The organism is Halomonas heilongjiangensis (genome assembly GCF_002879645.1).
Classification (GTDB): domain Bacteria; phylum Pseudomonadota; class Gammaproteobacteria; order Pseudomonadales; family Halomonadaceae; genus Halomonas; species Halomonas heilongjiangensis.
This window is the reverse complement of record NZ_PNRE01000100.1, coordinates 152,633-175,287: the sequence shown is the minus strand read 5'-3', so window position 1 is coordinate 175,287 and position 22,655 is coordinate 152,633. Positions and strand designations below refer to the sequence as shown.

The 22,655-nt window shown below is 66.3% G+C and carries 18 protein-coding genes and 2 tRNA genes; 5 read left to right on the top strand and 15 right to left on the bottom strand.

Going from position 1 to position 22,655, the window contains the following annotated elements; translation table 11 throughout:
• The 6 genes from C1H66_RS21315 to sdhC form a co-directional block, all read right to left on the bottom strand.
• Positions 1-478: biotin/lipoyl-containing protein (locus C1H66_RS21315; RefSeq protein ID WP_338066473.1), on the bottom strand; the 478-nt coding region annotated here is incomplete at its 3' end.
• 41 nt (positions 479-519) lie between these two features.
• Entirely contained in the window at positions 520-3,354 is a 2,835-nt protein-coding gene (locus C1H66_RS21310; protein WP_102629870.1) for a 2-oxoglutarate dehydrogenase E1 component, read from the bottom strand.
• 253 nt (positions 3,355-3,607) lie between these two features.
• Complete coding sequence (locus C1H66_RS21305) at positions 3,608-4,318, bottom strand: succinate dehydrogenase iron-sulfur subunit (RefSeq protein WP_102629869.1); 711 nt, start codon at positions 4,316-4,318, stop codon at positions 3,608-3,610.
• 13 nt (positions 4,319-4,331) lie between these two features.
• Positions 4,332-6,104 (bottom strand): succinate dehydrogenase flavoprotein subunit, encoded by a 1,773-nt coding sequence (gene sdhA / locus C1H66_RS21300; RefSeq protein WP_102629868.1) that lies wholly within the window; start codon positions 6,102-6,104, stop codon positions 4,332-4,334.
• A gap of 3 nt (positions 6,105-6,107) precedes the next feature.
• On the bottom strand, positions 6,108-6,455 hold the full coding sequence (gene sdhD, locus C1H66_RS21295; protein WP_102629867.1) for a succinate dehydrogenase, hydrophobic membrane anchor protein: 348 nt from the start codon (positions 6,453-6,455) through the stop codon (positions 6,108-6,110).
• Positions 6,449-6,826 (bottom strand): succinate dehydrogenase, cytochrome b556 subunit, encoded by a 378-nt coding sequence (gene sdhC, locus C1H66_RS21290; RefSeq protein WP_205738718.1) that lies wholly within the window; start codon positions 6,824-6,826, stop codon positions 6,449-6,451. The genes sdhD and sdhC overlap by 7 nt, the downstream gene beginning before the upstream one ends.
• A 437-nt stretch (positions 6,827-7,263) precedes the next feature.
• Between sdhC and gltA the strand changes: the two genes are divergently transcribed.
• Together gltA and C1H66_RS21280 are read left to right on the top strand one after the other, a co-directional pair.
• Entirely contained in the window at positions 7,264-8,565 is a 1,302-nt protein-coding gene (gene gltA, locus C1H66_RS21285; RefSeq protein WP_102629865.1) for a citrate synthase, read from the top strand.
• Between the two features lie 92 nt (positions 8,566-8,657).
• Positions 8,658-9,548 carry an NAD(P)-dependent oxidoreductase gene (locus tag C1H66_RS21280; RefSeq protein ID WP_181423463.1) on the top strand — a complete coding sequence of 297 codons (891 nt, stop codon included), beginning with the start codon at positions 8,658-8,660 and terminating at the stop codon, positions 9,546-9,548.
• A gap of 549 nt (positions 9,549-10,097) precedes the next feature.
• Here the strand turns inward: C1H66_RS21280 and C1H66_RS21275 are convergent.
• From C1H66_RS21275 to gltX, 3 genes are all read right to left on the bottom strand, one after another.
• Positions 10,098-10,173 (bottom strand) — tRNA-Glu (locus C1H66_RS21275).
• A gap of 24 nt (positions 10,174-10,197) precedes the next feature.
• Positions 10,198-10,273 (bottom strand) — tRNA-Ala (locus C1H66_RS21270).
• A gap of 219 nt (positions 10,274-10,492) precedes the next feature.
• Entirely contained in the window at positions 10,493-11,974 is a 1,482-nt protein-coding gene (gene gltX / locus C1H66_RS21265) for a glutamate--tRNA ligase (protein WP_102629864.1), read from the bottom strand.
• A 423-nt stretch (positions 11,975-12,397) separates the two neighbouring features.
• On the opposite strand from gltX, the gene C1H66_RS21260 reads away from it, so the two are divergent.
• Positions 12,398-12,988, top strand: a complete 591-nt coding sequence (locus C1H66_RS21260) for a helix-turn-helix domain-containing protein (protein ID WP_102629863.1) — start codon at positions 12,398-12,400, stop codon at positions 12,986-12,988.
• 21 nt (positions 12,989-13,009) lie between these two features.
• On the opposite strand, the gene C1H66_RS21255 is transcribed toward C1H66_RS21260, so the two are convergent.
• Positions 13,010-13,603 carry a hypothetical protein gene (locus C1H66_RS21255; RefSeq protein WP_170064211.1) on the bottom strand — a complete coding sequence of 198 codons (594 nt, stop codon included), beginning with the start codon at positions 13,601-13,603 and terminating at the stop codon, positions 13,010-13,012.
• A gap of 163 nt (positions 13,604-13,766) precedes the next feature.
• The gene (locus C1H66_RS21245; RefSeq protein WP_102629861.1) at positions 13,767-14,090 is read right to left on the bottom strand and encodes a TraR/DksA family transcriptional regulator; all 324 of its coding nucleotides are present in this window, start codon (positions 14,088-14,090) and stop codon (positions 13,767-13,769) included.
• 339 nt (positions 14,091-14,429) lie between these two features.
• Here C1H66_RS21245 and dusA point away from each other — a divergent pair, with 339 nt between their 5' ends.
• Entirely contained in the window at positions 14,430-15,428 is a 999-nt protein-coding gene (dusA, locus tag C1H66_RS21240) for a tRNA dihydrouridine(20/20a) synthase DusA (protein ID WP_102629881.1), read from the top strand.
• 3 nt (positions 15,429-15,431) lie between these two features.
• Here the strand turns inward: dusA and C1H66_RS21235 are convergent, their stop codons facing one another.
• A complete protein-coding gene (locus C1H66_RS21235; protein ID WP_102629860.1) occupies positions 15,432-16,463 on the bottom strand; it encodes a succinylglutamate desuccinylase/aspartoacylase family protein in 1,032 nt (343 codons plus the stop codon).
• 158 nt (positions 16,464-16,621) lie between these two features.
• On the opposite strand from C1H66_RS21235, the gene C1H66_RS21230 reads away from it, so the two are divergent.
• A complete protein-coding gene (locus C1H66_RS21230) occupies positions 16,622-17,236 on the top strand; it encodes a TetR family transcriptional regulator (RefSeq protein ID WP_102629859.1) in 615 nt (204 codons plus the stop codon).
• 26 nt (positions 17,237-17,262) lie between these two features.
• Here the strand turns inward: C1H66_RS21230 and C1H66_RS21225 are convergent, their stop codons facing one another.
• The 3 genes from C1H66_RS21225 to C1H66_RS21215 all read right to left on the bottom strand — a co-directional run bounded on the left by C1H66_RS21225 (position 17,263) and on the right by C1H66_RS21215 (position 22,589).
• Positions 17,263-17,934 carry a hypothetical protein gene (locus C1H66_RS21225; RefSeq protein ID WP_102629858.1) on the bottom strand — a complete coding sequence of 224 codons (672 nt, stop codon included), beginning with the start codon at positions 17,932-17,934 and terminating at the stop codon, positions 17,263-17,265.
• A gap of 198 nt (positions 17,935-18,132) precedes the next feature.
• Positions 18,133-21,318, bottom strand: coding sequence for an efflux RND transporter permease subunit (locus tag C1H66_RS21220; protein WP_102629857.1), 3,186 nt, complete (start codon positions 21,316-21,318; stop codon positions 18,133-18,135).
• Entirely contained in the window at positions 21,315-22,589 is a 1,275-nt protein-coding gene (locus C1H66_RS21215) for an efflux RND transporter periplasmic adaptor subunit (protein WP_102629856.1), read from the bottom strand. Before C1H66_RS21215 ends, C1H66_RS21220 begins: the two co-directional genes overlap by 4 nt.
• Positions 22,590-22,655: the final 66 nt, after the last annotated feature.

The following is a 22,655-nucleotide window of genomic DNA, read 5'->3' as shown; positions in this document are numbered from 1 at the left end:
CCGGCGCCACCACCTCGAGCACCACCTTGTCGGTCTCGATATCGGCCAGCACCTCGTCTCGCTTGACCGCCTCGCCGACCTGCTTGTGCCAGGTGGCCACGGTGCCCTCCTGGATCGACTCGGGGAAGGTCGGCGCCTTCACCTCGTGCTGCTTGCCGCCGCCGGCGGGCTTGACGTCGCTCTTCTGCTCGGCCTTGGCATTGACCTTCTGCTCGACCGCTTGCTCGCCGCCCTTGGCCGCGCCTTTGCCGATGCGCCCCAGTACCTGCTCGGACGCCACGGTGTCGCCCTCCTCGGCCAGCACCTCGGAGAGGGTGCCGGCTTCCGGCGCCACCACCTCGAGCACCACCTTGTCGGTCTCGATCTCGACGATCAACTCGTCACGCTCGACGCTGTCGCCCGGCTTCTTGTGCCAGGCGGCCACGCTGCCTTCGGCAACGGATTCCGGAAAGGTGGGTGCCTTGATCTCGGTAGCCATGTCGTATCCCTTGTATGTTCTCTCTCGTCCCGGTGGTCGCTTCAGGCGTTGAAGGCGTCTTCCACCAGTTGGCGCTGCTGTTCGGTGTGCACGGACATGTAGCCCGCCGCGGGTGCCGCCGATGCCGGGCGTCCGGCGAACTTCAGCTCCCGTCCCAGGCCGTCACGGAGCATGTCGACGACCGCACGCATGTGGTGCTGGCTCGAGTACCAGGCCCCCTGGTTGAGCGGCTCCTCCTGACACCACACCACGTCGGTGACGTTGGTGTAGGCCTTGATCGCCTCGAAGAGCTCCTCCTTGGGGAAGGGGTAGAGCTGCTCGAGCCGCAGGAGGGCGACGTCGTCGCGGGCGAACTCCTCGCGCCAGTTGGCCAGGTCGTAGTAGACCTTGCCGGCACACAGCACGATGCGCTCGACCTTGCCGGCCTCGAGCTTGCCCTGGTCGGGCAGCACCATCTGGAAGCGGCCGTAGGCCAGCTCCTCGAGGGTCGAGGTCGCCTCCTTGTGGCGCAGCAGGCTCTTGGGCGACATCACCACCAGCGGCTTTCTCAGCGGGCGGATCACCTGGCGACGCAGCAGGTGGAAGATCTGCGCCGGGGTGGTGGGCACGCAGACCTGCATGTTGTGCTCGGCACACAGCTGCAGGAAGCGCTCGAGACGCGCCGAGGAGTGCTCGGGGCCCTGGCCCTCGTAGCCATGGGGCAGCAGCATGGTCAGGCCGCACAGCCGGCCCCACTTGGTCTCGCCGGAGGAGATGAACTGGTCGACCACCACCTGGGCGCCATTGAAGAAGTCACCGAACTGGGCTTCCCAGACGATCAGGGCGTTGGGCATGGTGGTCGCGTAGCCGTACTCGAAGGCCAGCACGGCCTCTTCCGAGAGGAAGGAGTCGTGGATGGTGAAGCACGGCTGGCCATCGGCCATGTGCTGCAACGGCACGTAGGCACTGCCGTCCTTCTGGTTGTGCACCACGGCGTGACGGTGGGAGAAGGTGCCGCGACCCACGTCCTGGCCGGTGATGCGCACCGGGTGGCCCTGATCGAGCAGGGTGGCGTAGGCCAGGGTCTCGGCGAAGCCCCAGTTCAGCGCCAGGCCACCGGCCTGCATCCTGCGGCGATCATCGTAGATCTTGGCCACCTGGCGCTGTACCTCGACCCCGTCGGGAATCTCGCACATCCTCGCCGCCAGCTGCTGCAGGCGCTTCATGTCGAAGGTGGTGTCGGCATCGCCGGTCCACTCGTGGCCCAGGTAGGGCTTCCAGTCGACGAACAGCGAGGTGTTGGGCTCCTGCACCAGGGCGTTGGCCACGTGATTGCCGGCCACCAGGTCATCGCGATAGGTCTCGACCATCGCCTTGACGCCATCCTCGCTGACCACCCCCTGCTCGACCAGGCGCTGGGCGTAGAGCGTCCGGGACGAGGGATGCTGCTTGATCTTGCTGTACATCATCGGCTGGGTGCCGGAGGGCTCGTCGGCCTCGTTGTGGCCGCGCCGACGGTAGCAGACCAGGTCGATGACCACGTCACGCTTGAACTGCTGGCGGTAGTCCAGCGCCACCTGGGTGGCGTGCAGCACCGCATCGGCGTCGTCGCCGTTGACGTGGAAGATCGGCGCCTGAACCATCTTGGCGATGTCGGTGCAGTACTCGGTGGAGCGGGCGTCCAGCGGGTTGGAGGTGGTGAAACCGACCTGGTTGTTGATGACGATGTGCAGCGTGCCGCCGGTCTTGTAGGCACGGGTCTGGGACATCTGGAAGGTCTCCATGACCACGCCCTGGCCGGCGAAGGCCGCATCGCCATGCACGTTGATCGGCAGCACCTTGGTACCCTCGGGGTCGTCACGGCGGTCCTGGCGGGCGCGCACCGAGCCCTCGACCACCGGAGAGACGATCTCCAGGTGAGAGGGGTTGAACGACAGCGCCAGGTGCACCTCGCCACCGGGGGTCATGACGTTGGAGCTGAAGCCCTGGTGGTACTTGACGTCGCCGGAGCCGCGCTCGATGACCTTCTTGCCGTCGAACTCGTCGATCAGCTCGGAAGGGTTCTTGCCGAGGATGTTGACCAGCAGGTTGAGGCGTCCGCGGTGGGCCATGCCGATGACCACTTCCTTGGTGCCGTAGCCGCCGGCGCGCTGGATCAGCTCGTCCATCATCGGGATGAAGGCTTCGCCGCCCTCCAGGCCGAAGCGCTTGGTGCCCGGGTACTTGGAGGCCAGGTAGCTCTCCAGGCCCTCGGCGGCGGTCAGCCGCTCGAGCACGTGCTTGCGCACCTCGTCGCTGAACCTGGGCGCCGAGCGCACCGACTCGAAACGCTGCTGCAGCCAGCGCTTCTCCTCGGTGTCGACGATGTGCATGATCTCGCAGCCGATGGAGCGGCAGTAGGTCTGCTCCAGCGCCTCGACGATCTCCTTGAGCGGTGCCTTGTCCAGGCCCATGAAGAAGGAGCCGGTCTGGAATTCGGTATCCAGGTCGGCCTTCGAGAGCTGGTGGAATGAGAGGTCGAGGTCGGGGACGGGGGTCGGGCTGCGCAGGCCAAGGGGGTCGATGTCGGCCTTCTGGTGCCCGCGGAAGCGATAGGCGTTGATCAGCTGGAGAACCTTGACCTGTTTCTTGTTCTCCCCGCTGTCGGCGGCGGTGCCGGCCTGGGCGGTGCGTCGTGCTCGGCCTAGCTGGTAGAACTGGTCGCGGATCGGGGCAAGCGGAACGTCATGTGAGGCGCTGCCTTCGGGACGCGGCAATTGGTCGAAATAATTGCGCCATTCGTCGGGGACAGCATCGGGGTCTTCGAGGTACTGCTCGTAGAGCGCTTCCACATAGTGGGCATTGCCGCCACTGACGTGGGAGGAGCGCCACATCAACTCCATTATGCCTTGTTGCATCTCTCGGTCACCCTGCACTGATGGGGTGTAGTCGGCGTCGCCAGCAGATGGGCATGGCGACATCGGTGGTGCCCTGCCGGTGGGGCGTCTTCGTCTCCGGCTGTTCCGGCCGGAAGCCGGAAACCCTGAATTTCGATGGTCAAGAGCCGGTGCCCAGGGCACCGGCTCTTCACGCTACTGTACCGGCTTCCGACTGCGACGATGGGTCGCAGCCGAAAAGCGTGGCACATGATAACAAGCCGGGCGCCATGATTTAAGTGGCATTGGCCAGCAACATCTCGCGGATCTTGCCGATCGCCCGCGTCGGGTTGAGCCCCTTGGGGCACACCGCGACGCAGTTCATGATGCCGCGGCAGCGGAACACGCTGAACGGATCCTCGAGCTCGGCCAGGCGCTCGCGAGTGGCGGTATCGCGGGAGTCGGCCAGGAAGCGGTAGGCCTGCAGCAGGCCGGCCGGGCCGACGAACTTGTCCGGGTTCCACCAGAACGACGGGCAGGAGGTCGAGCAGCAGGCGCACAGGATGCACTCGTAGAGGCCGTCGAGCTTGTCGCGTTCCTCCGGCGACTGCAGGCGCTCGATGGCCGGCGCCGGGGTGTCGTTCTGCAGGTACGGCTGGATGCGCTCGTACTGCTTGTAGAACAGCCCCATGTCGACCACCAGGTCGCGAATGACCGGCAGGCCCGGCAGCGGGCGCAGCGCCAGCTTGCCGTGCTTGACCACCTCGGAGAGCGGCGTGATGCAGGCCAGGCCGTTCTTGCCGTTCATGTTCATGCCGTCGGAGCCGCACACCCCTTCGCGGCAGCTGCGACGGTAGGCCAGGCCGTTGTCCTGCTCCTTCATCAGGTGCAGCACGTCGAGCACCATCAGGTCACGGCCCTGGGTGTCGACCTGGAACTCCTGCATGTAGGGTGCGGAGTCGGTTTCCGGGTTGTAGCGGTAAATGGATACCTGAAGCGTGGACATCGTGACTCCCCTCTCAGTAGGTGCGGACTTTCGGCTCGAAGGTATCGACCGTCCTGGGCGCGAAGTTGACGTCGCGCTTGCCGACGCGCTTCTCGGTCGGGAAGTAGAGCGAGTGCTTCAGCCAGTTGACGTCGTCGCGATCCGGGTAGTCGTAGCGCGAGTGCGCACCGCGGCTCTCCTTGCGGTCCAGCGCCGCGATGGCGGTCGCCTCGGCGACTTCCATCAGGTTGTCCAGCTCCAGGGCCTCGACACGGGCGGTGTTGAAGGCGTTGGACTTGTCGGGCAGGTGCGCCTTGGCGATGCGCTCGCGCAGCTCCGCCAACTGACCCACGCCCTTCTGCATGTTCGCTTCCTCGCGGAACACGCCGAAGGAGTTCTGCATGATGTTCTGCAGCTCGCGCTTGAGCTCGGGCACGGTCTCGCCCTCGCCGGACTCGTTCCAGCGGTTCATGCGCGCCATGGCCGAGGCGATGTCGGACTCGGACGCCTCGAGGTAGTCGATCCCCTCGTTGAGCGCGCCCTCGATGAACATGCCGGCCGCACGGCCGAACACCACCAGGTCGAGCAGCGAGTTACCGCCCAGGCGGTTGGCGCCGTGCACCGAGACGCAGGCCGCTTCGCCGCAGGCGAACAGCCCACCCACGATCTGGTCGTTGCCGTCGGCGTCCTGCATGATCGCCTGGCCGTGCACGTTGGTCGGGATCCCGCCCATCATGTAGTGGCAGGTCGGCACCACCGGGATCGGTTCCTTGGCCGGGTCCACGTGGGCGAAGGTCTTGGACAGCTCGACGATGCCGGGCAGGCGCTTGCCGAGGACTTCCTCGCCCAGGTGGTCCAGCTTGAGGAAGACATGGTCGCCGTGCTCGCCGCAGCCACGACCCTCGAGGATCTCCATGACCATGGAGCGCGCGACCACGTCGCGACCGGCCAGGTCCTTGGCGTTGGGCGCATAGCGCTCCATGAAACGCTCGCCGTCCTTGTTGACCAGGTAGCCACCCTCGCCGCGGCAGCCTTCGGTCACCAGGGTGCCGGCGCCGTAGATGCCGGTCGGGTGGAACTGCCACATCTCCATGTCCTGCATCGGGAAGCCGGCACGCAGCGCCATGCCGATGCCGTCGCCGGTATTGATCAGGGCGTTGGTGGTCGAGGCGTAGATACGCCCGGCGCCGCCGGTGGCCAGCACGGTGGCCTTGGACTTGACGTGAACCACCTCGCCGGTCTCGATGTCCATGGCGATGCAGCCCACCACGTCACCGTTGGCGTTCTTGACTAAGTCGACGGCGTACCACTCGTTGAGGAAGGTGGTATTGTTCTTCAGGTTGTTCTGGTAGAGGGTGTGCAGCAGGGCGTGCCCGGTACGGTCGGCCGCGGCACAGGTGCGGGCCGCCTGGCCGCCCTCGCCGAAGTTCTTGGACTGGCCACCGAAGGGGCGCTGATAGATGCGACCATTGTCGAAACGCGAGAACGGCAGCCCCATGTGCTCGAGCTCGAACACCGCCTTCGGGCCTTCGGAACACATGTACTCGGCCGCATCCTGGTCGGCGATGTAGTCGCCCCCCTTGACGGTGTCGTACATGTGCCAGCGCCAGTCGTCATTGGGGTCGGCGGAGGCGATGGCGCAGGTGATACCGCCCTGGGCGGAGACGGTGTGCGAGCGGGTCGGGAAGACCTTGGACAGCACGGCGGTCCTCTTGCCGGACTTGGCCAGCTCGAGGGCGGCCCGCAGGCCGGAGCCGCCACCACCGATGATGATGGCGTCGAAAGACAGGCTACGCATGTTGGACATGAATCAGGCTCCCCACAGAATCTGAATGCCCCAGACCAGGAACACGAAGATGGCCAGGATGATGATGGTCTGGATGCCGACACGCAGGCCGGTCGGCTTGAGGTAGTCGGTGGTCACGGTCCACAGCCCGATCCAGGCATGGGCGGCAATGGAAACGAAGGCCAGCAGCGAGAAGATGCGCACCCAGGTCTGGGCGAACAGGCCGCTCCAGGTGGCATAGTCGAGGCCCGGGTTGAGCAGCAGGTAAGCGACGATGAAGAGAGTGTAGAGCGCGAGGATGATCGCCGAGACGCGCTGAACCAGCCAGTCGGACAGGCCGCTGCGCCCGAAGTTCGTGATGTTGGTTACCATACCCAGACTCCAGCCAGAATGATCAGAACGGCGCTCACCACCACGGTGATCTGTGCCTTCTTGACGCCACCCTCGAGGGTCACGCCGATGTCGATATCCATCAACAGATGCTTGATGCCGGCCACGAAGTGGAAGGCCAGGGCCGACAGCAGACCCCAGGCGATCAGCTTGACCAGGAAGTTGGTGGCCAGGGCGTCACGCACCGCCTCGAATCCCGCCGGGGACGACAGGGACTTGTCGAGCGCCCAGAAGGCGAAGATCAGGCCGATGAAGAGGATGACGCCGGTAATGCGGTGAGCGATCGACGTCAGGGCGGGGAGGGGAAACTGTATCGTGGAAAGATCCAGATTTACGGGTCGTTTGCTATTCACGGCTCTATACACACTCTCTTGGCCCGCTCTGTGCTCTAGGCATGGCGGCCCGAGCGGGCGGTGGTTTCGGGAAGGGGCTCGGCCGTTGCCAAGTGTGGCAAGACCACCTGTTCCTGCCAGTCGCGCGGGGTGGATTATAGGGACATGGCTGTCCCATGACAAATGGACACCGACGCGACTCGACCATGGTGCTAGCCCGTCGCGCGCTTTCCACGAGCCGCCTTGCACGCTCTGCGTGCGGCACCTGCGCCGCAATGGTGCAAAGCACCAATTTTTATACAAAACCTATTTATAACGATCAGAAAGTACAAGTAAAGCCCCGCCATGGGCTAATTGACAATCGCTGGGACGCTTCTATAGTGGGCGAACCTTTTCGCCGGCAACTTCAGCGAATTCACGACATTTCGTCCCACCATGCACTCGAGAGGAGGCCAGATATGGCTGACAGGAAAGCGACACTGACGGTAGACGGTCTGGAGAAGACGATCGAGCTGCCGATCTACTCAGGCACCCTGGGGCCTGACGTGGTCGATGTCCGCGGCCTGGGCGCGGAAGGCCTCTTCACCTACGACCCCGGCTTCATGGCCACCTCCTCCTGCCAGTCGGCCATCACCTACATCGATGGCGAAAAGGGCGTGCTGCTGCATCGCGGCTACCCGATCGACCAGCTGGCCAAAGAGTCCAACTTCGTCGAGACCTGCTACCTGCTGCTGTTCGGCGAGCTGCCCAGCGACGAGCAGTATGCGGACTTCGAGTCGCGGGTCCGCAACCACACCATGGTCCACGACCAGATCAACAACTTCTTCAAGGGCTTCCGCCGCGACGCTCACCCGATGTCGATCCTGTGTGGCGTGGTCGGCGGCCTGGCGGCCTTCTACCACGACCACATGGACATCACCCAGGAAGAGGACCGCCAGATCAGTGCGATCCGCCTGATCGCCAAGATGCCGACCCTCGCCGCGATGTCCTACAAGTACAACGTCGGCCAGCCGTTCAACTATCCGCGCAACAACCTGAGCTATGCAGAGAACTTCCTCTACATGATGTTCAGCAACCCCTGCGAGGAGTACCGGATCAACCCGGTCTACGCCAAGGCCATGGACCGCATCTTCATGCTCCACGCCGACCACGAGCAGAACGCCTCCACCTCCACGGTGCGCCTGGCCGGCTCCACCGGCGCCAACCCCTTCGCCTGCATCAGCGCCGGCATCGCCGCGCTGTGGGGCCCGGCCCACGGCGGCGCCAACGAGGCGGTGCTGAAGATGCTCGACGAGATCGGCGACGACTCCGAGGAGAACATCCAGCGTTTCGTCGATCGCGCCAAGGACAAGGACGACCCGTTCAAGCTGATGGGCTTCGGTCACCGCGTCTACCGCAACTTCGACCCGCGCGCCAAGGTGATGAAGGAGACCTGCGACGAGGTGCTGGCCGAGCTCGGCATGGCCGACGACCCCCAGCTCAAGATCGCCAAGCGCCTGGAGCAGATCGCCCTCGAGGACGAGTACTTCATCGAGCGCCAGCTCTACCCGAATGTCGACTTCTACTCCGGCATCATTCTCAAGGCCATGGGCATCCCGACCAACATGTTCACGGTGATCTTCGCCGTGTCGCGCACCATCGGCTGGATCTCCCACTGGCACGAGATGCTCAGCGACAGCTACAAGATCGGTCGCCCGCGCCAGCTCTACACCGGCCATACCCAACGCGACTATCCTGCCAAGGACTATTCTGCCAAGTAAGTCGGCAGGCAGCGGCCCCGGCCGCGACGTGACGGAAAGCCGCCCTCGGGCGGCTTTCTGCGTCATGCAACACCCAAAGAAGGAGCATCAGGATGAGCAGCAGCATCTCGACAGTGGCCTTTATCGGCCTGGGCGTGATGGGCTCTCCCATGGCCGGCCATCTGGCCCGTCAGGGGCTGAGCGTGCGCGTCTACAACCGCACCGTCGCCAAGGCCGAGGCCTGGGTCGCCGAGCACGGCGGCAGCCACCACCCCACTCCGCGCGCCGCCGCCGACGGCGCCGACCTGGTACTGGTCTGCGTGGGCAACGACGATGACGTGCGCCATGTGACCACCGGCGAGGATGGCGCCCTGCACGGCATGGCCCCGGGCAGCCTGCTGGTGGACCACACCACCGCCACGGCAGACCTGGCCTGCGAGCTCGACGCCACCTGCCGCGAGCAGGGCATCGGCTTCATCGACGCCCCGGTCTCCGGCGGCCAGCAGGGCGCCGAGAACGGCGCCCTGACCATCATGTGCGGCGGCACCGAGGACGACTTCGAGCGTGCCCGCCCCACCCTCGCCCACTACGGTCGCGCGGTAACCCTGATGGGCGCCGCCGGCAGCGGCCAACTGACCAAGATGGTCAACCAGATCTGCATCGCCGGCCTGGTCCAGGGCCTGGCCGAAGGACTGCACTTCGCCGAACAGGCCGGCCTCGACCGGCAGCGGGTCGTCGACGTCATCGCCCAGGGGGCCGCCGGCTCCTGGCAGATGGACAACCGCCACAAGACCATGATCGGCGACGAGTACGAGCATGGCTTCGCGGTGAACTGGATGCGCAAGGATCTCGGCATCTGCCTCGAGCAGGCCCGACGCCTGCAGGCCCGCCTGCCGGTGACGGCCCTGGTCGACCAGTTCTACGGCGACCTACAGGTCATGGGCGGCGGCCGCTGGGACACCTCCTCGCTGCTGCGCCGCCTGCGCGCCTTCGGCCAGCCGTGACCCGGCCCGGTTGTCGCGGCCCCCTGGTGACCGCGGCATCCCCCGCTTCTCCACGAGTATCAGAATTCTCATACCGACACACGATTACAACCATGCCCACCGGGGTTCGCCCCACCCCCGGGACTGGGCGACGTGTTTTCCACACATTCTGTGGATAAGCCTGTTCACAACCACTCGAAAAGGCCGTCGAATCGCCATGAAATGGGGAACCACCTTAGATTGATCAATTTTTGATCTTTTGTAACTAGATGATTTTAAAGGGAATAAAAGAAAACCCCACAACCATGCGGGTTTGCGCCGAAGCTGTGCACAGACGATCTCGCGGCCGCCGGCAAAGTGGACAAGTGAAGGCCCATGTCAAGCCCTAAACGCCGCAATGTAACGAGATGTCGGACCCTTGACAACGGAAGGTAACGGGGTGTTAAGCCTTGAGAGGCTGATGCCATCTGGTACTTGTGGCCAAGCCCACCGGGGGGTGGAAACGAAGAAAAGACGCCTCGAGGCGTCCACACTTGTCGACATCGAAGGGCGATGGAGGGCAGTTAGAAGTGGCGTCCCATAGGGGGTTCGAACCCCTGTTCCCGCCGTGAAAGGGCGGTGTCCTGGACCACTAGACGAATGGGACGCAGTGCTTCCGATCGAGATGTCGTGGTGGAGCCTAGCGGGATCGAACCGCTGACCTCAACACTGCCAGTGTTGCGCTCTCCCAGCTGAGCTAAGGCCCCGCATCTCGTGAAGACGAGGCGTATAGTACTGATTCGCCTCGTCTTCGTCAACAGGAAAAGCGCCGATTTATCGTCCCCTGTGGGAGCTTGGCTCCGCCGAGCGATTGGCGCCGCCAGGCGCCTTGGCGGTGGCCGCCAACCTGGCCGATGACCGCCCAGCGCCGCTTCGCGGCGAATCGCTCCGCAGCGCGTAGCTCCCACAGCGCCGATTCCAGCAACTCAGGAAAGCTCGCGGTACTCCTTCTCGAAGCGCTTGGCCTGCTTCTTGGAGACACCGCCGAGTACCTCGATGGCGTGGCGCAGCCGCGCCCGGGTCATGTCGGAGCCGAGGATCGCCATGGCATCCATCACCGAGGTGCTCGACGACGAGCCGGTGATGGCGATGAACACCGGCGCCAGGAAGGCCTTCATCTTCAGCTCGAAGTGCTCGGCCAGCGCCTTGACCTCGGCCAGCAGCGCCGCCTTGTGCCAGGCCGGCACGGCCTCGAGGCGCCACACCAGGAACTGCAGCAGCCGGAGCAGCTCCTCGCGGCCGAGCTTGACGTCGTCGAAGCTCGCCTCGTCGATCGCCGGCAGGCCCGAGAAGAAGTGGCCGGCCAGCGGCACCACCTGAGAGAGCGTCTCGACCCGCGGGCGTACCTGGGGCAGGATCTCGCGCACGTACTCCTCGTTGAAGGCCCACTTCATCAGGGCCTCGAGGAAGGCCTGGTCGTCGAGCTCCTCGCGGATGTAGACGCCGTTGAGCCAGGTCAGCTTCTCCAGGTCGAACACCGGCCCACCCAGCGATACCCGTTGGATGTCGAAGTGCGCCATCATCTCGTCGAGCGAGAATTTCTCGCGCTCGTCGGGCATCGACCAGCCCATGCGACCCAGGTAGTTGATCACCGCCTGGGGCAGGAAGCCCATGCGCCGGTAGTAGTTGATGGAGGTGGGGTTCTTGCGCTTGGAGAGCTTCGACTTGTCGGGGTTGCGCAGCAGGGGCATGTGGCAGAGCGCCGGCATCTCCCAGCCGAAATACTCGTAGAGCAGCTGATGTTTGGGCGCCGAGTTGATCCACTCCTCGCCGCGCAGCACGTGGGTGATGCCCATCAGGTGGTCGTCGACCACGTTGGCCAGGTGATAGGTGGGCATGCCGTCGGACTTGAGCAGCACCTGGGCATCGACCTGCGCCCAATCCACCTCGATGGTACCGCGCAGCATGTCCTGGATCACGCAGGTGCCGTCACTGGGCACCTTCATGCGCACCACATGAGGCCATCCCTCCCGCTCGCGGCGAGCCACCTCCTCGGCGGGCAGCGCCAGATCGGCGGGCTTGAGCGCCAGTTGCATGCCGGCGGCCTTGCGCGACTCGCGCAGCTCGTCGAGCTCCTCCGCGGTGCGATAGCACTTGAAGGCATGACCCGAGGCGATCAACTGACGGGCATACTCGCCATAGATGTCACCGCGCTCGCTCTGGCGGTAGGGCCCGTGGGGGCCGCCCACGTCGGGGCCCTCGTCCCACTCCAGCCCCAACCAGCGCAGCGAGTCGAGGATCATCTGCTCGGATTCGGCGGTGGAGCGCACGCGGTCGGTGTCCTCGATTCGCAGGATGAACTGGCCACCATGCTGGCGCGCGAAGCAGAGGTTGAACAGGGCGATATAGGCGGTGCCCACGTGGGGATCGCCGGTGGGTGACGGCGCGATACGGGTGCGTACGGTCATGTCGTCCTTGGTCCTGGCAATGGAAATGACCCCTGCGAACAGGGCAATGGCCGCATTATACGCGCCTGACTCGCACCCGGCAGCCGTGTGTCGGGGGAATCATTCCTCCCTGGCGTGGTCCATGCCTGAGTCTCTCGTCAACCTCGGCACCATCGCCCGGCCAACAGGATGTGTCACCCCGCCTTGCGACTCGCGCCCCTGAAGGGCACAGTCTGAGGGCACTCGCCGGCGCTCGTCGCGGGCCCGCTCGGTTCGAGCCGGCGCCGAGGCACCCGTGAGCAGCCGAGGGAGACGCGAGCGAGCCCTGACCGATGCGGGGCTTCGGCGGCACCGTGATGCCGACTAGCGTTGATGCGCGGTATTGCACAGTCGTGAGCGATCGCAGATGATCGCAATCCCATTAATCGTCGACAGGATGGAGAAATGGATTCACTAGGCCCTCGTATCAAGGAACTCCGGCTGGAGGCCAACCTCAACAAGGCAGCTCTTGCCCGCAGGGTCGGTGTATCCGACGTCACGATTTCCTATTGGGAATCCGGCGCCATCAAGCAGATCGGCCACGAACGGCTGGTCGCCCTGGCCCAGGCCCTCGGCTGCCCCTTGTCGCGGCTCATCGAGAGCGAGGAACGGGGCCGCGCCTCGCCCCTCTATCTGCGTCGCCTGCCGCCGGCGCCCTGGCAGGATCCCGGAGCCCGCGCCATCGAGTTGCCCTTCGAGCTGGTGCCCTCGCAACGCTGGGAGGGCGAGTGCTACCTGCTGACCCCGGCGCCCGGGGAACCGTTCGACTTCCTCGACCAGGGCGACCTGGTCGCCATCGCCCCCACCGAGGTGTTCCGCCAGCCCGGGCTCTATCTGGTCGAACTGGCCGGTGCTCAGTGTGTGCGACGGGTGAGCCAGGGCCCCACCGGCGAGCTGCAGTTCGAACGCCAGACCAGCGACGAGATCACGCCCTACACACCCGACTGCCGGCTGCTCGGCAAGCTGGTGGCCCGTTGGCAGGCCAACCCGCTCTGACCCCGGACGGCCCGGCGGGACTCACTCGACGCCCAGCACCTCGACCTGGTCGGTGGTGCGTCGGGGCTCACTGCCGACCAGGAAACGACGTGAACTGCTCGCCACCTGACCCAGCCCGTGCCGCGACGTACTGACCAGTGGCCCGCTCAGGTGTTCGCCCTGCTCGCCGATGCGCTGCCTCACGGACAGCGGCTGCACGCTGGCTTCGGGCAGGTTCACGGTGATGCGATAGCCGCCATCCGGCAACCCGCTGCCGGGACCGAAGGGGCCCGCGGCGAAGCGCCCCTCCTCCAGACCGACACGTGACTGCCAGCGCACGCCGCTGAGCTCACGCTCGACCACGATCAGCAGTCGAGTCGAGTCGGGCAGATTGCTCTCTCCCTCGACCATCAGGCGCCGGTCGCTGCGCAGCGTGGCCTCGAAATCGATCTCCACCGGCTCACTGAAGGGCTCCACCTGCGGCTCGGGAGGAGGTGCCGGCGCCTCCTCGGCCACCTCCTCGACCGCCTCGTCCTCGATCTCCCCGGGGGCCTCCGTGCCGTCGTCGTTCCCCCCGCAGCCCGCCAGCAACAGCAGGAGCAGTCCCATGCCGGACAGTCGACACCACGCCTTCATGCACGCCCTCCAGCCCAGTTGATTGACCCTCAGCCTACCACCGCGCCTCCATCCGCGTCCCGCCCGAATCGGCCATGCCGCACGGTCTGGGCTCGCCAGCCATGGGCGGCTCGCCGCCGGGCAGGGGGCGGGGCGATCGGATTGCTGGGGATGGCGTGATGGCTCAACGGGGCTCGGCACAGGCCCGACAGAGAGTGGTGAAAGGCAGCGCCTTGAGTCGCGCCGGCGAGATCGGCTCTTCGCACACCTCGCACGTCTCGCCCTTCCCGGCCTCGATGCGGGCCAAGGCATGCATCACCTGGCGCAGCTCCGCCTCGGCCTCGTCTTCCAGGGAGTCGATCACGTCGTCGTTCTGCACCTCGACGGCCTGTTCCTCCATGTCCTTGTCCAGCGGGCCGCCCCTGTGTTCCTTGTGCGCCCGGTAGCGATCCAGCCGATCGATCAGCTCGTCGCGCAACGCATCCAGTTCCACCTTCCGATCCGCCATGAGATCACCTCGTGCAGGTCGCGGAATCACGAGCGGGGACACCGCTCTCCTCCCTACTTCATAGCACACGCCATACGATGGCGATGCCAGGATGGGATGCAGCAAGGCACGCGCAACCGGGCAGGGACCAAGGGGATCAAAAAAAACCCGCCGGAAGCGGGCAAAGACAAGGACTCACACACCTGACATCTGGATGAGATGGGCCATGCATACCCTCACTCTAGCCTCCTCTCCTCGGTATCGCCGTAATCCCTGGCGGCGATGTCTGTAAGCCATTGCCCACATCACGCAACAGGCTGGTAGAATGTGCGCCTCCCTGCCCTACCCCTTGTGATGCCGATGCCCCAGCTCGACCGCACCTTCTCCATCGCGCCGATGATGGACTGGACCACGAGAGACTACAGAGTCTTCGCCCGGACCCTGACCCGGCGTGCGCTGCTCTATACCGAGATGGTCACCACCGGCGCCATCCTGCATGGCAGCCCGCGCAGCCGATTCCTCGGCCATGACGAGGTGGAGCATCCCGTGGCGCTGCAGCTGGGTGGCAGCGATGCCGGCGAGCTCGCCGAGTGTGCGGCGATTGCCGAGGCGTGGGGCTACGACGAGGTGAACCTCAACGTCGGTTGCCCCAGCGACCGGGTGCAGAACAACCTGATCGGGGCCTGCCTGATGGGCCACCCGGGGAAGGTCGCCGCGGCGGTGCGCGCCATGCGAGAGGCGGTGACGATTCCGGTCACGGTGAAGTGCCGCATCGGCATCGACGACCAGGACGAGGACGCCGACCTCGAGCGCTTCATCTCGCAAGTGGCTGATGCGGGATGTAACGTCTTTATCGTCCACGCCCGCAAGGCCTGGCTGCAGGGGCTCTCGCCCAAGGAGAACCGCGACGTGCCGCCGCTCAACTATCCGCGCGTGCACCGCCTCAAGGCGAGCCGGCCGGAGCTGCATATCGGCATCAACGGCGGGATCAGGACGCTCGACGAGTGCCGGGCGCAGCTCGCGCATGTCGACAGCGTGATGGTCGGCCGCGAGGCCTACCAGAACCCCTGGCTGCTGGCGAGCGTCGACCAGGCGCTCTACGGCGAGCCGGGCCCGGCAGCCAGCCGCCACGCCGCGGCCCGCGCCCTGCGCCCCTACATCGCCCGGCGGCTCGAGGAAGGCGCCAAGCTCAACCACATCACCCGCCATCTGCTCGGCCTGTTCCAGGGCCAGCCGGGGGGCAGGCGTTTCCGCCGCCACCTCTCCGAGCACGGTCACCTGGACGGCGCCTGCCTGCGGGTCTTCGACGACGCCCTCGGCCTGGTGCCCGAGCACGAACCGGCCCTCGAGACCGCCTGAGGCTCAATAGAGCGAATCGGGCGGCGGCTCCAGGCTCGACTGGAAGCTCTCCACGGCACTCTCTGCCTCCTCGATGGCGTCGAAGCGGGCGACATGGAACAGCGCCTCGCCCTCGTTGGCCAGCGGCAGCCGGCTCATGCCGATGACGATGCCGTCGGCCATCGATCTCACCTCGCCCTCGGCGTTGCCGAAGGGATCGGCCACCTTGCCCAGCAGCTCGCCCTTGGCTACCCGCGCCCCCAGGCGCACCTGGGGGCGCAGGATGCCGTCGATGGGCGCCCGCGCCCAGCTCGAGCCGTTGGCCAGCTCCGCCGGCGGCGGCGGGCGACGGCGGTGTTCGCCGGTCAGCATGCCGATCCGCCGCATCACCCGCAGCACGCCACGCACCCCCGGGGCGATCGCCCACTCGTCGAAGCGCAGCGCCTCGCCGGCCTCGTAGGTGAGCACCGGCATGCCACGGCTCTGGGCATAGTGGCGCAGGCTGCCCTCGCGCAGCTCGGCATTGAGGATCACCGGGGCGCCGAAGGCGTTGGCCATGCGCTCGGTCTCGCTGCCCGGGCTCAGCTGGGCGCGGATCTGCGGCAGGTTGGTGCGATGAATGGCGCCGGTGTGCAGATCGATGATGTGGGTGGCGTGATCGACGATCTGCTCGCGGAACAGCGCCGCCACCCGGCCGCCCAGCGAGCCCGACTCGCTGCCGGGGAAACAGCGGTTGAGGTCGCGCCGGTCGGGCAGGTAGCGGCTGTGCTGCACGAAGCCGAAGACATTGACGATGGGGGCGGCGATCAGGGTCCCGCGCACGCTCTGCAGCTGCCGCGAGCGCAGCAGCCGCCGCACGATCTCGACGCTGTTGATCTCGTCGCCGTGGATGCCGCCACAGACCAGCAGCACCGGGCCGTGCTGGCGACCATGTACCACTTCCACCGGGATGTGCAGCGGGGCATGGGTGTAGAGCCGGGCGACGGGCACGTCGATCTGGGTGCGGGACCCCGCCGCCACCCGGACGCCGGCGAGTTCGAAGGGAGCACGAGCCATGGGACCATCCTTGCACGACGACAACGCTGTTCTTCATGTATTCCTTATACGCTCAGGATCCCTGCAGGACGAGCCTCCCATCCATACACCCATGAATGTAAAATCCGGCCGACTCGGGTAGAATACGGCTATCCCGTCATCTTCGGAGATCCCTCCCCATGGCCAGACGTACCAAGGCCGAGGCCGCCGCTACCCGTGAAGCCCTGCTCGATGCCGCCGAGGAGGTCTTCCTGGAGAAGGGCGTGGCGCGTACCTCACTGGAGCAGATCGCCCGCCATGCGGGCATGACCCGGGGTGCCGTCTACTGGCACTTCAAGAACAAGGCCGATCTCTTCCGCGCCCTGCTCGAGCGGGTCCGCATGCCCTTCGAGGAACTGGTCGAGGAGATCGATGACCCCGGCCTCGCCGACGCCCCCCTGGAAGCCGTTCGTCTGGCATGCCGGCTGGGGTTCATCCGCCTCGAGCAGCCGCGCTATCGCCGCGTGCACGCCATCCTGATCCATCACTGCGAGGTATTCGGCGACATCGACCCCCTCGCCATGCAGAACGAGATGGCCGAGGAGTCCTGTGGCGCCCTCCAGGAGTACTTCACCAACGCCGCCAGGCTCGGCCAACTGCGACCCGACATTCCCCCGGAGGTGGCGGCGCAGTTGCTGCAGTCCTGCCTCGGCGGACTCTTCCACGACTGGCTGCGCAACTACGAGCAATTCTCGATCCTCGAGCGCGGCATGGAATTGGTGAATACCCTGCTGCGCCTGGTCAGCGCCCCCTGATCCCGCGGGCAGCAGCCCTGGCACGCTCAATGGGGGACGGCCTCGCCTCCCCCCCGCCGCCGTCCCCGTAGGCGACTCAGGCGGGTCCGTGCCTCCAGGTAGTCGCGCTGGAGCACGCTGCGATAGCTTCCCTCGCCAGCCAGGTACTTGACCAGCACCCGCCGTTCGCCGCGGGCGGGCATGGCGTCGGCCTTGCCGTGCAGGCGCACCCGGCACTCCGGGTCATCCGTCAGGGTCGCCATGGCGCAACCGTCCTCACCGGGATTCTCGCTCACCACCACCGTCTCGCCCAGCAGGCAACGCCGCGGCGAATGGCGATGGAACCAGCGATGCAAACGATGGCAGAGCGATGCGGCCAGCGGCGAGGCGAGCACGAAGGCCCCCCACAGCACCGCCACCCCGACCGGTATCCGGAACAGCCCCAGCGGCAGCCAGCGCAGCACGACGAACTCCACGGCCAGGGTGATGACGCTCGCCAACCCCAGCAGCACCGTCAGCGAGAAGGACGCCGGCACGCCGGCGAAGCCCAGGGCGACCAGGGTGCTGGCCAGGTGATCGCCCTTGAGGCTGTCGTGCTCGAAGAGCTCCACCGACACCAGGCGTAGCGCTACCAGCAACCAGTAGAGCATCACGAGCGCCAGCAGCACGGTGAAGACCACCAGCGGAAAGCTCAGGGCCGACTGCAGAACGGTTGCCATGGCGCGCTCCTCCTGCCGGTACCGAGTCGAAGAAACGGGCCGGCATATGGGTTGTCTCCTTCAGCGTAGACTACCCCGGTGGGGAGCCACCCGGCTTCGGGCCGACCGGCGACGCGCCCCTCGACGGCACCACCGGGGCAAAGAAAAAGGGCACCACCCCGCCAGGAGTGGTGCCCCGTCGCCGGAGACGAAAGGCGATCAGCGCCGATCGCTCTCCAGTGCCGGCTGGTGCTCGGAGGCCTCATGGCCGCCCAGCTTGTGCCTCAGCCAGTCGGTGACATGGGCGATCATCGCGTAGAAGGTCGGCACGAAGAAGCTGCCCAGTATCGCCACCGCGGCCATGCCCACCGCCACCGTAGTGCCGATATGGTGGCTGCTGGTGTCGCTGGCCCCGGTGGCCAGGGCCAGCGGCAGGGTGCCGAAGATGAACGCCAACGAGGTCATGACGATCGGCCGGAAGCGCAGCTCCGCGGCGGTCACCGCCGCCTCGCGGATCGTCTTGCCGAGTTCCTTGCGCTGGAGTTCGGCGAACTCCACGATCAGGATGGCGTTCTTGGCCGCCAGCCCCACCACCACCAGCATGCCGATCTGCACATAGACGCTGGTATCCAGGCCGCGCAACACGATCCCGCCGATCCCGCCGAGGAAGGCGAAGGGGGTCGCCGTGAGCACCGCCAGGGGCAACGACCAGCTCTCGTACTGGGCCGCCAGGATCAGGAACACCATCAGCAGGCCGAAGACGATGGCCAGCGTGGCGGTGTTGCCGATGTTGCTCTCCTGGTAGGCCGTGCCGGTCCAGCCCATGCCCCAGTTGCCCCCCAGGGTCTCCGCGACGACCTGCTCCATGGCCTCGATGGCCTGGCCGGAGCTGTAGCCCGGCGCCGGGCTCCCCTGGAACTGGGCGCCGAGATAGACCCCGAAGCGCGAGACCACCGCCGGGCCGGCCTGGCGCTCGAGCTCGACGAACTCGGAGAGCGGGATCCGCTCGCCGTTGCCGCCCCGCACATAGACGTTGCCGATGTCGTCCGGCGTCTTGCGGAACTCGTCCTCGTTCTGCAGGTAGACCTGGAAGTTGCGGTTCTGGTAGCTGAAGTAGTTGACGAAGCCGTTGCCGAAGGTGTTCGACAGGGTGGCATTGAGATCCTCCAGCGCCACGCCATAGCTCAGCGCCTTCTGCTGATCGATCTCGGCCCGGTAGCCCGGCACGTTGACGTTGAAGGTGGTGAACACCTGGTTCAGCGCGGGGTGCTGGTTGGCCGCCTGCATCACCTGCAGCGAAGCCTGGTAGAGCTCCTGGGACGAGGCCCCCTCGAAGGACTGCAGGTAGCCGGTGAAGCCGCCGGTGGTGGAGAGCCCCATGATCGGCGGCACGTTGAAGGCCATGGCCGAGCCGCCCTCGATCTGCGCCCCCAGTTGCATGATGCGGCCCACCAGCTCGTCGGCGGTCAGCTCGCGCTCGTCCCAGGGGTCCATGTTGATGAACATGATGCCCCGCGCCGTGTTCACCGCGCTGGAGAGGATGTCATACCCCGCCACCGCCGAGGAGTAGCGCACTCCCGGGATCGCCTCGATCTGCTCGCTGAGCCTGGCCATGTAGGCGCTGGTGCGGTCCAGCGAGGCCGAGTCGGGCAGCGAGATGCTGGCCAGCACGATGCCCTGGTCGGTCTCGGGCACCAGGGTCGAGGGAGTGCGCTCGTAGAGCCACCAGGAGCCGGCGCCGACCGCCGCGGTCAGCAGCAGGGCGACCCCCCAGTACCTCACCAGCCCCCTCACCACCCACATGTAGACGGCGGTAATCCCGGCGAAGAGCCGGTCGAACAGGCGCAGCGGCGTGTTGATCGCCCGCCTCAGCTTCGACTCGCCGAGCCGCGGCTTGTGCTTGATGAAGATCGCACTCAGGGCCGGCGTGAAGGTCAGCGCCATCAACGCCGAGAAGGCCACCGAGATGGCCACGGTCAGGGCGAACTGCTGGTAGATCTGCCCGGTGAAGCCGCCGAGGAAGGCCACCGGCACGAAGACCGCGGCCATGATCAGCGAGGTGGCGATGACCGGCCCCCCCACCTCCCGCATGGCACGGATGGTGGCGTCCCGCACCGAGATCGACTCGTCCTCGCCGAGCACCCGCTCGACGTTCTCCACCACCAGGATGGCGTCATCCACCACGATGCCGATCGACAGCACCAGGGCGAACAGCGTCAGCAGGTTGATCGAGAAGCCGAACATGTAGAAGCCGGCGAAGGTGGCCAGCACCGAGACCGGCACCACCGACATGGCGATCACCGTGAAGCGCCAGTTCTGCAGGAAGATGAACAGGATGACGCCGACGATCAGGAAGGCCTCGATGAACACCTTGGTGACGGTATTCACCGAGGCGTCGATGAACAGCGTGGTGTCATAGGGCACCACGTACTCCAGCCCGGGCGGGAAGCGCCCTTCCAGCTCCTCCATGGTGGCCTCGACCGCCTTGGCCGTCTCCAGCGCGTTGGCCCCGGGTTGCTGGTTGATGATGATCGGCGTCATGGTGGCGCCGTTGAGCCGCGCCTCGACCCCGTAGAAGGACGCCCCCAGCTCGATCCGCGCCACATCGGAGAGTCGCAGGGCGGAGCCATCGGGGTTGGTGCGCAGGAAGATATCGCGGAAGTCGTCGGCGTCGGAGAGTCGCCCGCCCGCGGTGATGGTGTAGGTATAGGCGCGCGGCTCGCCCTGGGGCGTGGCCGCCAGGTTACCCGCCGGCACCTCGGTGTTCTGGGCGCGGATGGCACTGGCCACCTCGGTGGGCGTCAGGTCGTACTGGGCCAGCTTGTCCGGGTCCATCCAGACGCGCATGGCGAATTCGCCGCCACCGAGCACCTCGGCGTTACCCACCCCCGGCACCTGGCGCAGCTCGTCGAGGATATTGAGGGTGGCGTAGTTCTGCATGAAGACGTTGTTGTAGTCGCCTTCCGGCGAGATCAGCGCCACCAGCATCAGGATCGAGCTGGAGCGCAGTTCCACGGTCACCCCCTGGGACTGCACCGCCTCGGGCAGCTGCGAGAGCGCGCCCTGCACCCGGTTGTTGACGTTGATGGTGTTGATGTCCCCGTCGGTGCCGATGTCGAAGGCGACATCGAGGCTCATGGAGCCGTTGTCGGCACTGTTCGAGGTCATGTAGAGCATGTTCTCGACGCCGTTGATCGCCTCGGCCAGCGGGGCGGCCACCGTCTGGGCGACGGTCTCGGCATTGGCGCCGGGAAACGTGGCCTGGACCGACACCGTGGGCGGTACCACGCTGGGGTACTGCTCGATGGGCAGCACCCGCATGCTCACCACCCCGACCAGGGTCAGGATGATGGCCAGCACCGTGGCAAAGATGGGGCGCTTGATGAAGAAGTTGGAAAAGCTCATTGATCCCCTTCCTCTTCATTCGGCGCCGAGGCCTGGCCCTCCTCCATGGCCGTCGCCGCGGCTTCCTGGGCCTCTTCCCGGGCCTCGGCCTCGGCCTCCTCGACCGCGTCGACGATCTCGCCGGCATCCCCCCCGAAGGGCAGCGGGTCGATGGGCGTACCGGGCTCGATGCCGGCCGGATCACCGACCACGACCCGGTCACCGGGCTCCAGCCCCTCACGAATGATCTGCCAGGGCCCGGCCACTTCGCCCAGGGCCACGGTACGGGAACGGGCGACGTTGTCCTCGTCCAGCACGAACACCTGGGGGCCCATCAGCCCCTGGGTCACCGCGATCTCGGGCACCGCCAGCACATCGAAGCGCTTCATGCCCTCGAGGCGCACTCGCACGAACTGGCCGGGCAGCACCTGAGCATCGGGGTTGGCGAAGGTGGCCGAAGCCTGCACGGTACTGGTGCCCTCGTCGACCCGCGACCCCAGGAAGGTCAGGCTCCCTTGCAGGTGCCCTGTCGCGTTGCCCTCCAGAACCGGCGTCTGCAGGCTGGCACCGACCGCCGACAGGGGCTGGTCATCGAGCTGACGGCGCAGCTCGAAGGCATCGCGCTGGGGCAACTGGAAGCGCACCTCCAGCGGATCCAGCGGGGTGATGGTGGCGAGCTCGGTACCGGCGCTGACCAGGTTGCCCACGTTGACCTGGCCGAGGCCGATCATGCCGGCCACCGGCGCCGTCACCTCGGCATAGCCGAGATCGATGTTGGCGCTCGCCAGGGCCGCCTCGGCCTGGGCGACGCTGGCCTGGGCGACGCCCAGCTCGGTTCTCGCCTGGTCATACTGCTGGCGGCTCACCGAGTTCTGGCTCAACAGCTGCTCGAAGCGGTCGGCATCCCGCTGGGCGCGGGACAGCTCGGCACGGGCGCTCTGCAGGTCGGCCTCACGCTGGCTGGCCGCCGCCTGGTAGAGGTCCGGCTCGATGGTATAGAGACGCTGTCCGGCCTCCACCAGCTGACCGGGCTCGAAGTGCCTGGCCTCGAGGAAGCCGGTGACCCGGGCCACCAGGGTGACCTCGTCATCACTGCGCAACAACGAGGGATAGGACTTGTCCAGCGGGATATCCTGCCGGGCCATCTGCCCCACCTCCACCGACCGCGGAGGCCGTTCCTGGCCACCGGCCGCCTGCTGCTGTGGTGTCTCGTCCTGACCACAGGCCGCCAGCAACAGGCCTGCGGCCAGCACCAGCAGAACGGCCCGGCCACTACGGATCATCGTTCTCATGACTTCTCTCAACCCGTTGAGTAGATCGGTAAGTGGACGAATTTTACATTCATCCATGTATGGATG

Excerpts from the sequence above, each read along its gene's own strand:
- C1H66_RS21235 (WP_102629860.1), bottom strand. The coding sequence starts at position 16,463 with ATGGCTCGTGCTCCCTTCGAACTCGCCGGCGTCCGGGTGGCGGCGGGG.
- gltA (WP_102629865.1), top strand. The coding sequence starts at position 7,264 with ATGGCTGACAGGAAAGCGACACTGACGGTAGACGGTCTGGAGAAGACG.
- dusA (WP_102629881.1), top strand. The coding sequence starts at position 14,430 with ATGCCCCAGCTCGACCGCACCTTCTCCATCGCGCCGATGATGGACTGG.
- C1H66_RS21255 (WP_170064211.1), bottom strand. The coding sequence starts at position 13,603 with ATGAAGGCGTGGTGTCGACTGTCCGGCATGGGACTGCTCCTGCTGTTG.
- C1H66_RS21245 (WP_102629861.1), bottom strand. The coding sequence starts at position 14,090 with ATGGCGGATCGGAAGGTGGAACTGGATGCGTTGCGCGACGAGCTGATC.
- C1H66_RS21310 (WP_102629870.1), bottom strand. The coding sequence starts at position 3,354 with ATGCAACAAGGCATAATGGAGTTGATGTGGCGCTCCTCCCACGTCAGT.
- C1H66_RS21305 (WP_102629869.1), bottom strand. The coding sequence starts at position 4,318 with ATGTCCACGCTTCAGGTATCCATTTACCGCTACAACCCGGAAACCGAC.
- C1H66_RS21260 (WP_102629863.1), top strand. The coding sequence starts at position 12,398 with ATGGATTCACTAGGCCCTCGTATCAAGGAACTCCGGCTGGAGGCCAAC.
- C1H66_RS21220 (WP_102629857.1), bottom strand. The coding sequence starts at position 21,318 with ATGAGCTTTTCCAACTTCTTCATCAAGCGCCCCATCTTTGCCACGGTG.
- sdhA (WP_102629868.1), bottom strand. The coding sequence starts at position 6,104 with ATGTCCAACATGCGTAGCCTGTCTTTCGACGCCATCATCATCGGTGGT.
- gltX (WP_102629864.1), bottom strand. The coding sequence starts at position 11,974 with ATGACCGTACGCACCCGTATCGCGCCGTCACCCACCGGCGATCCCCAC.
- C1H66_RS21280 (WP_181423463.1), top strand. The coding sequence starts at position 8,658 with ATGAGCAGCAGCATCTCGACAGTGGCCTTTATCGGCCTGGGCGTGATG.
- C1H66_RS21230 (WP_102629859.1), top strand. The coding sequence starts at position 16,622 with ATGGCCAGACGTACCAAGGCCGAGGCCGCCGCTACCCGTGAAGCCCTG.
- C1H66_RS21215 (WP_102629856.1), bottom strand. The coding sequence starts at position 22,589 with ATGAGAACGATGATCCGTAGTGGCCGGGCCGTTCTGCTGGTGCTGGCC.
- C1H66_RS21225 (WP_102629858.1), bottom strand. The coding sequence starts at position 17,934 with ATGGCAACCGTTCTGCAGTCGGCCCTGAGCTTTCCGCTGGTGGTCTTC.
- sdhD (WP_102629867.1), bottom strand. The coding sequence starts at position 6,455 with ATGGTAACCAACATCACGAACTTCGGGCGCAGCGGCCTGTCCGACTGG.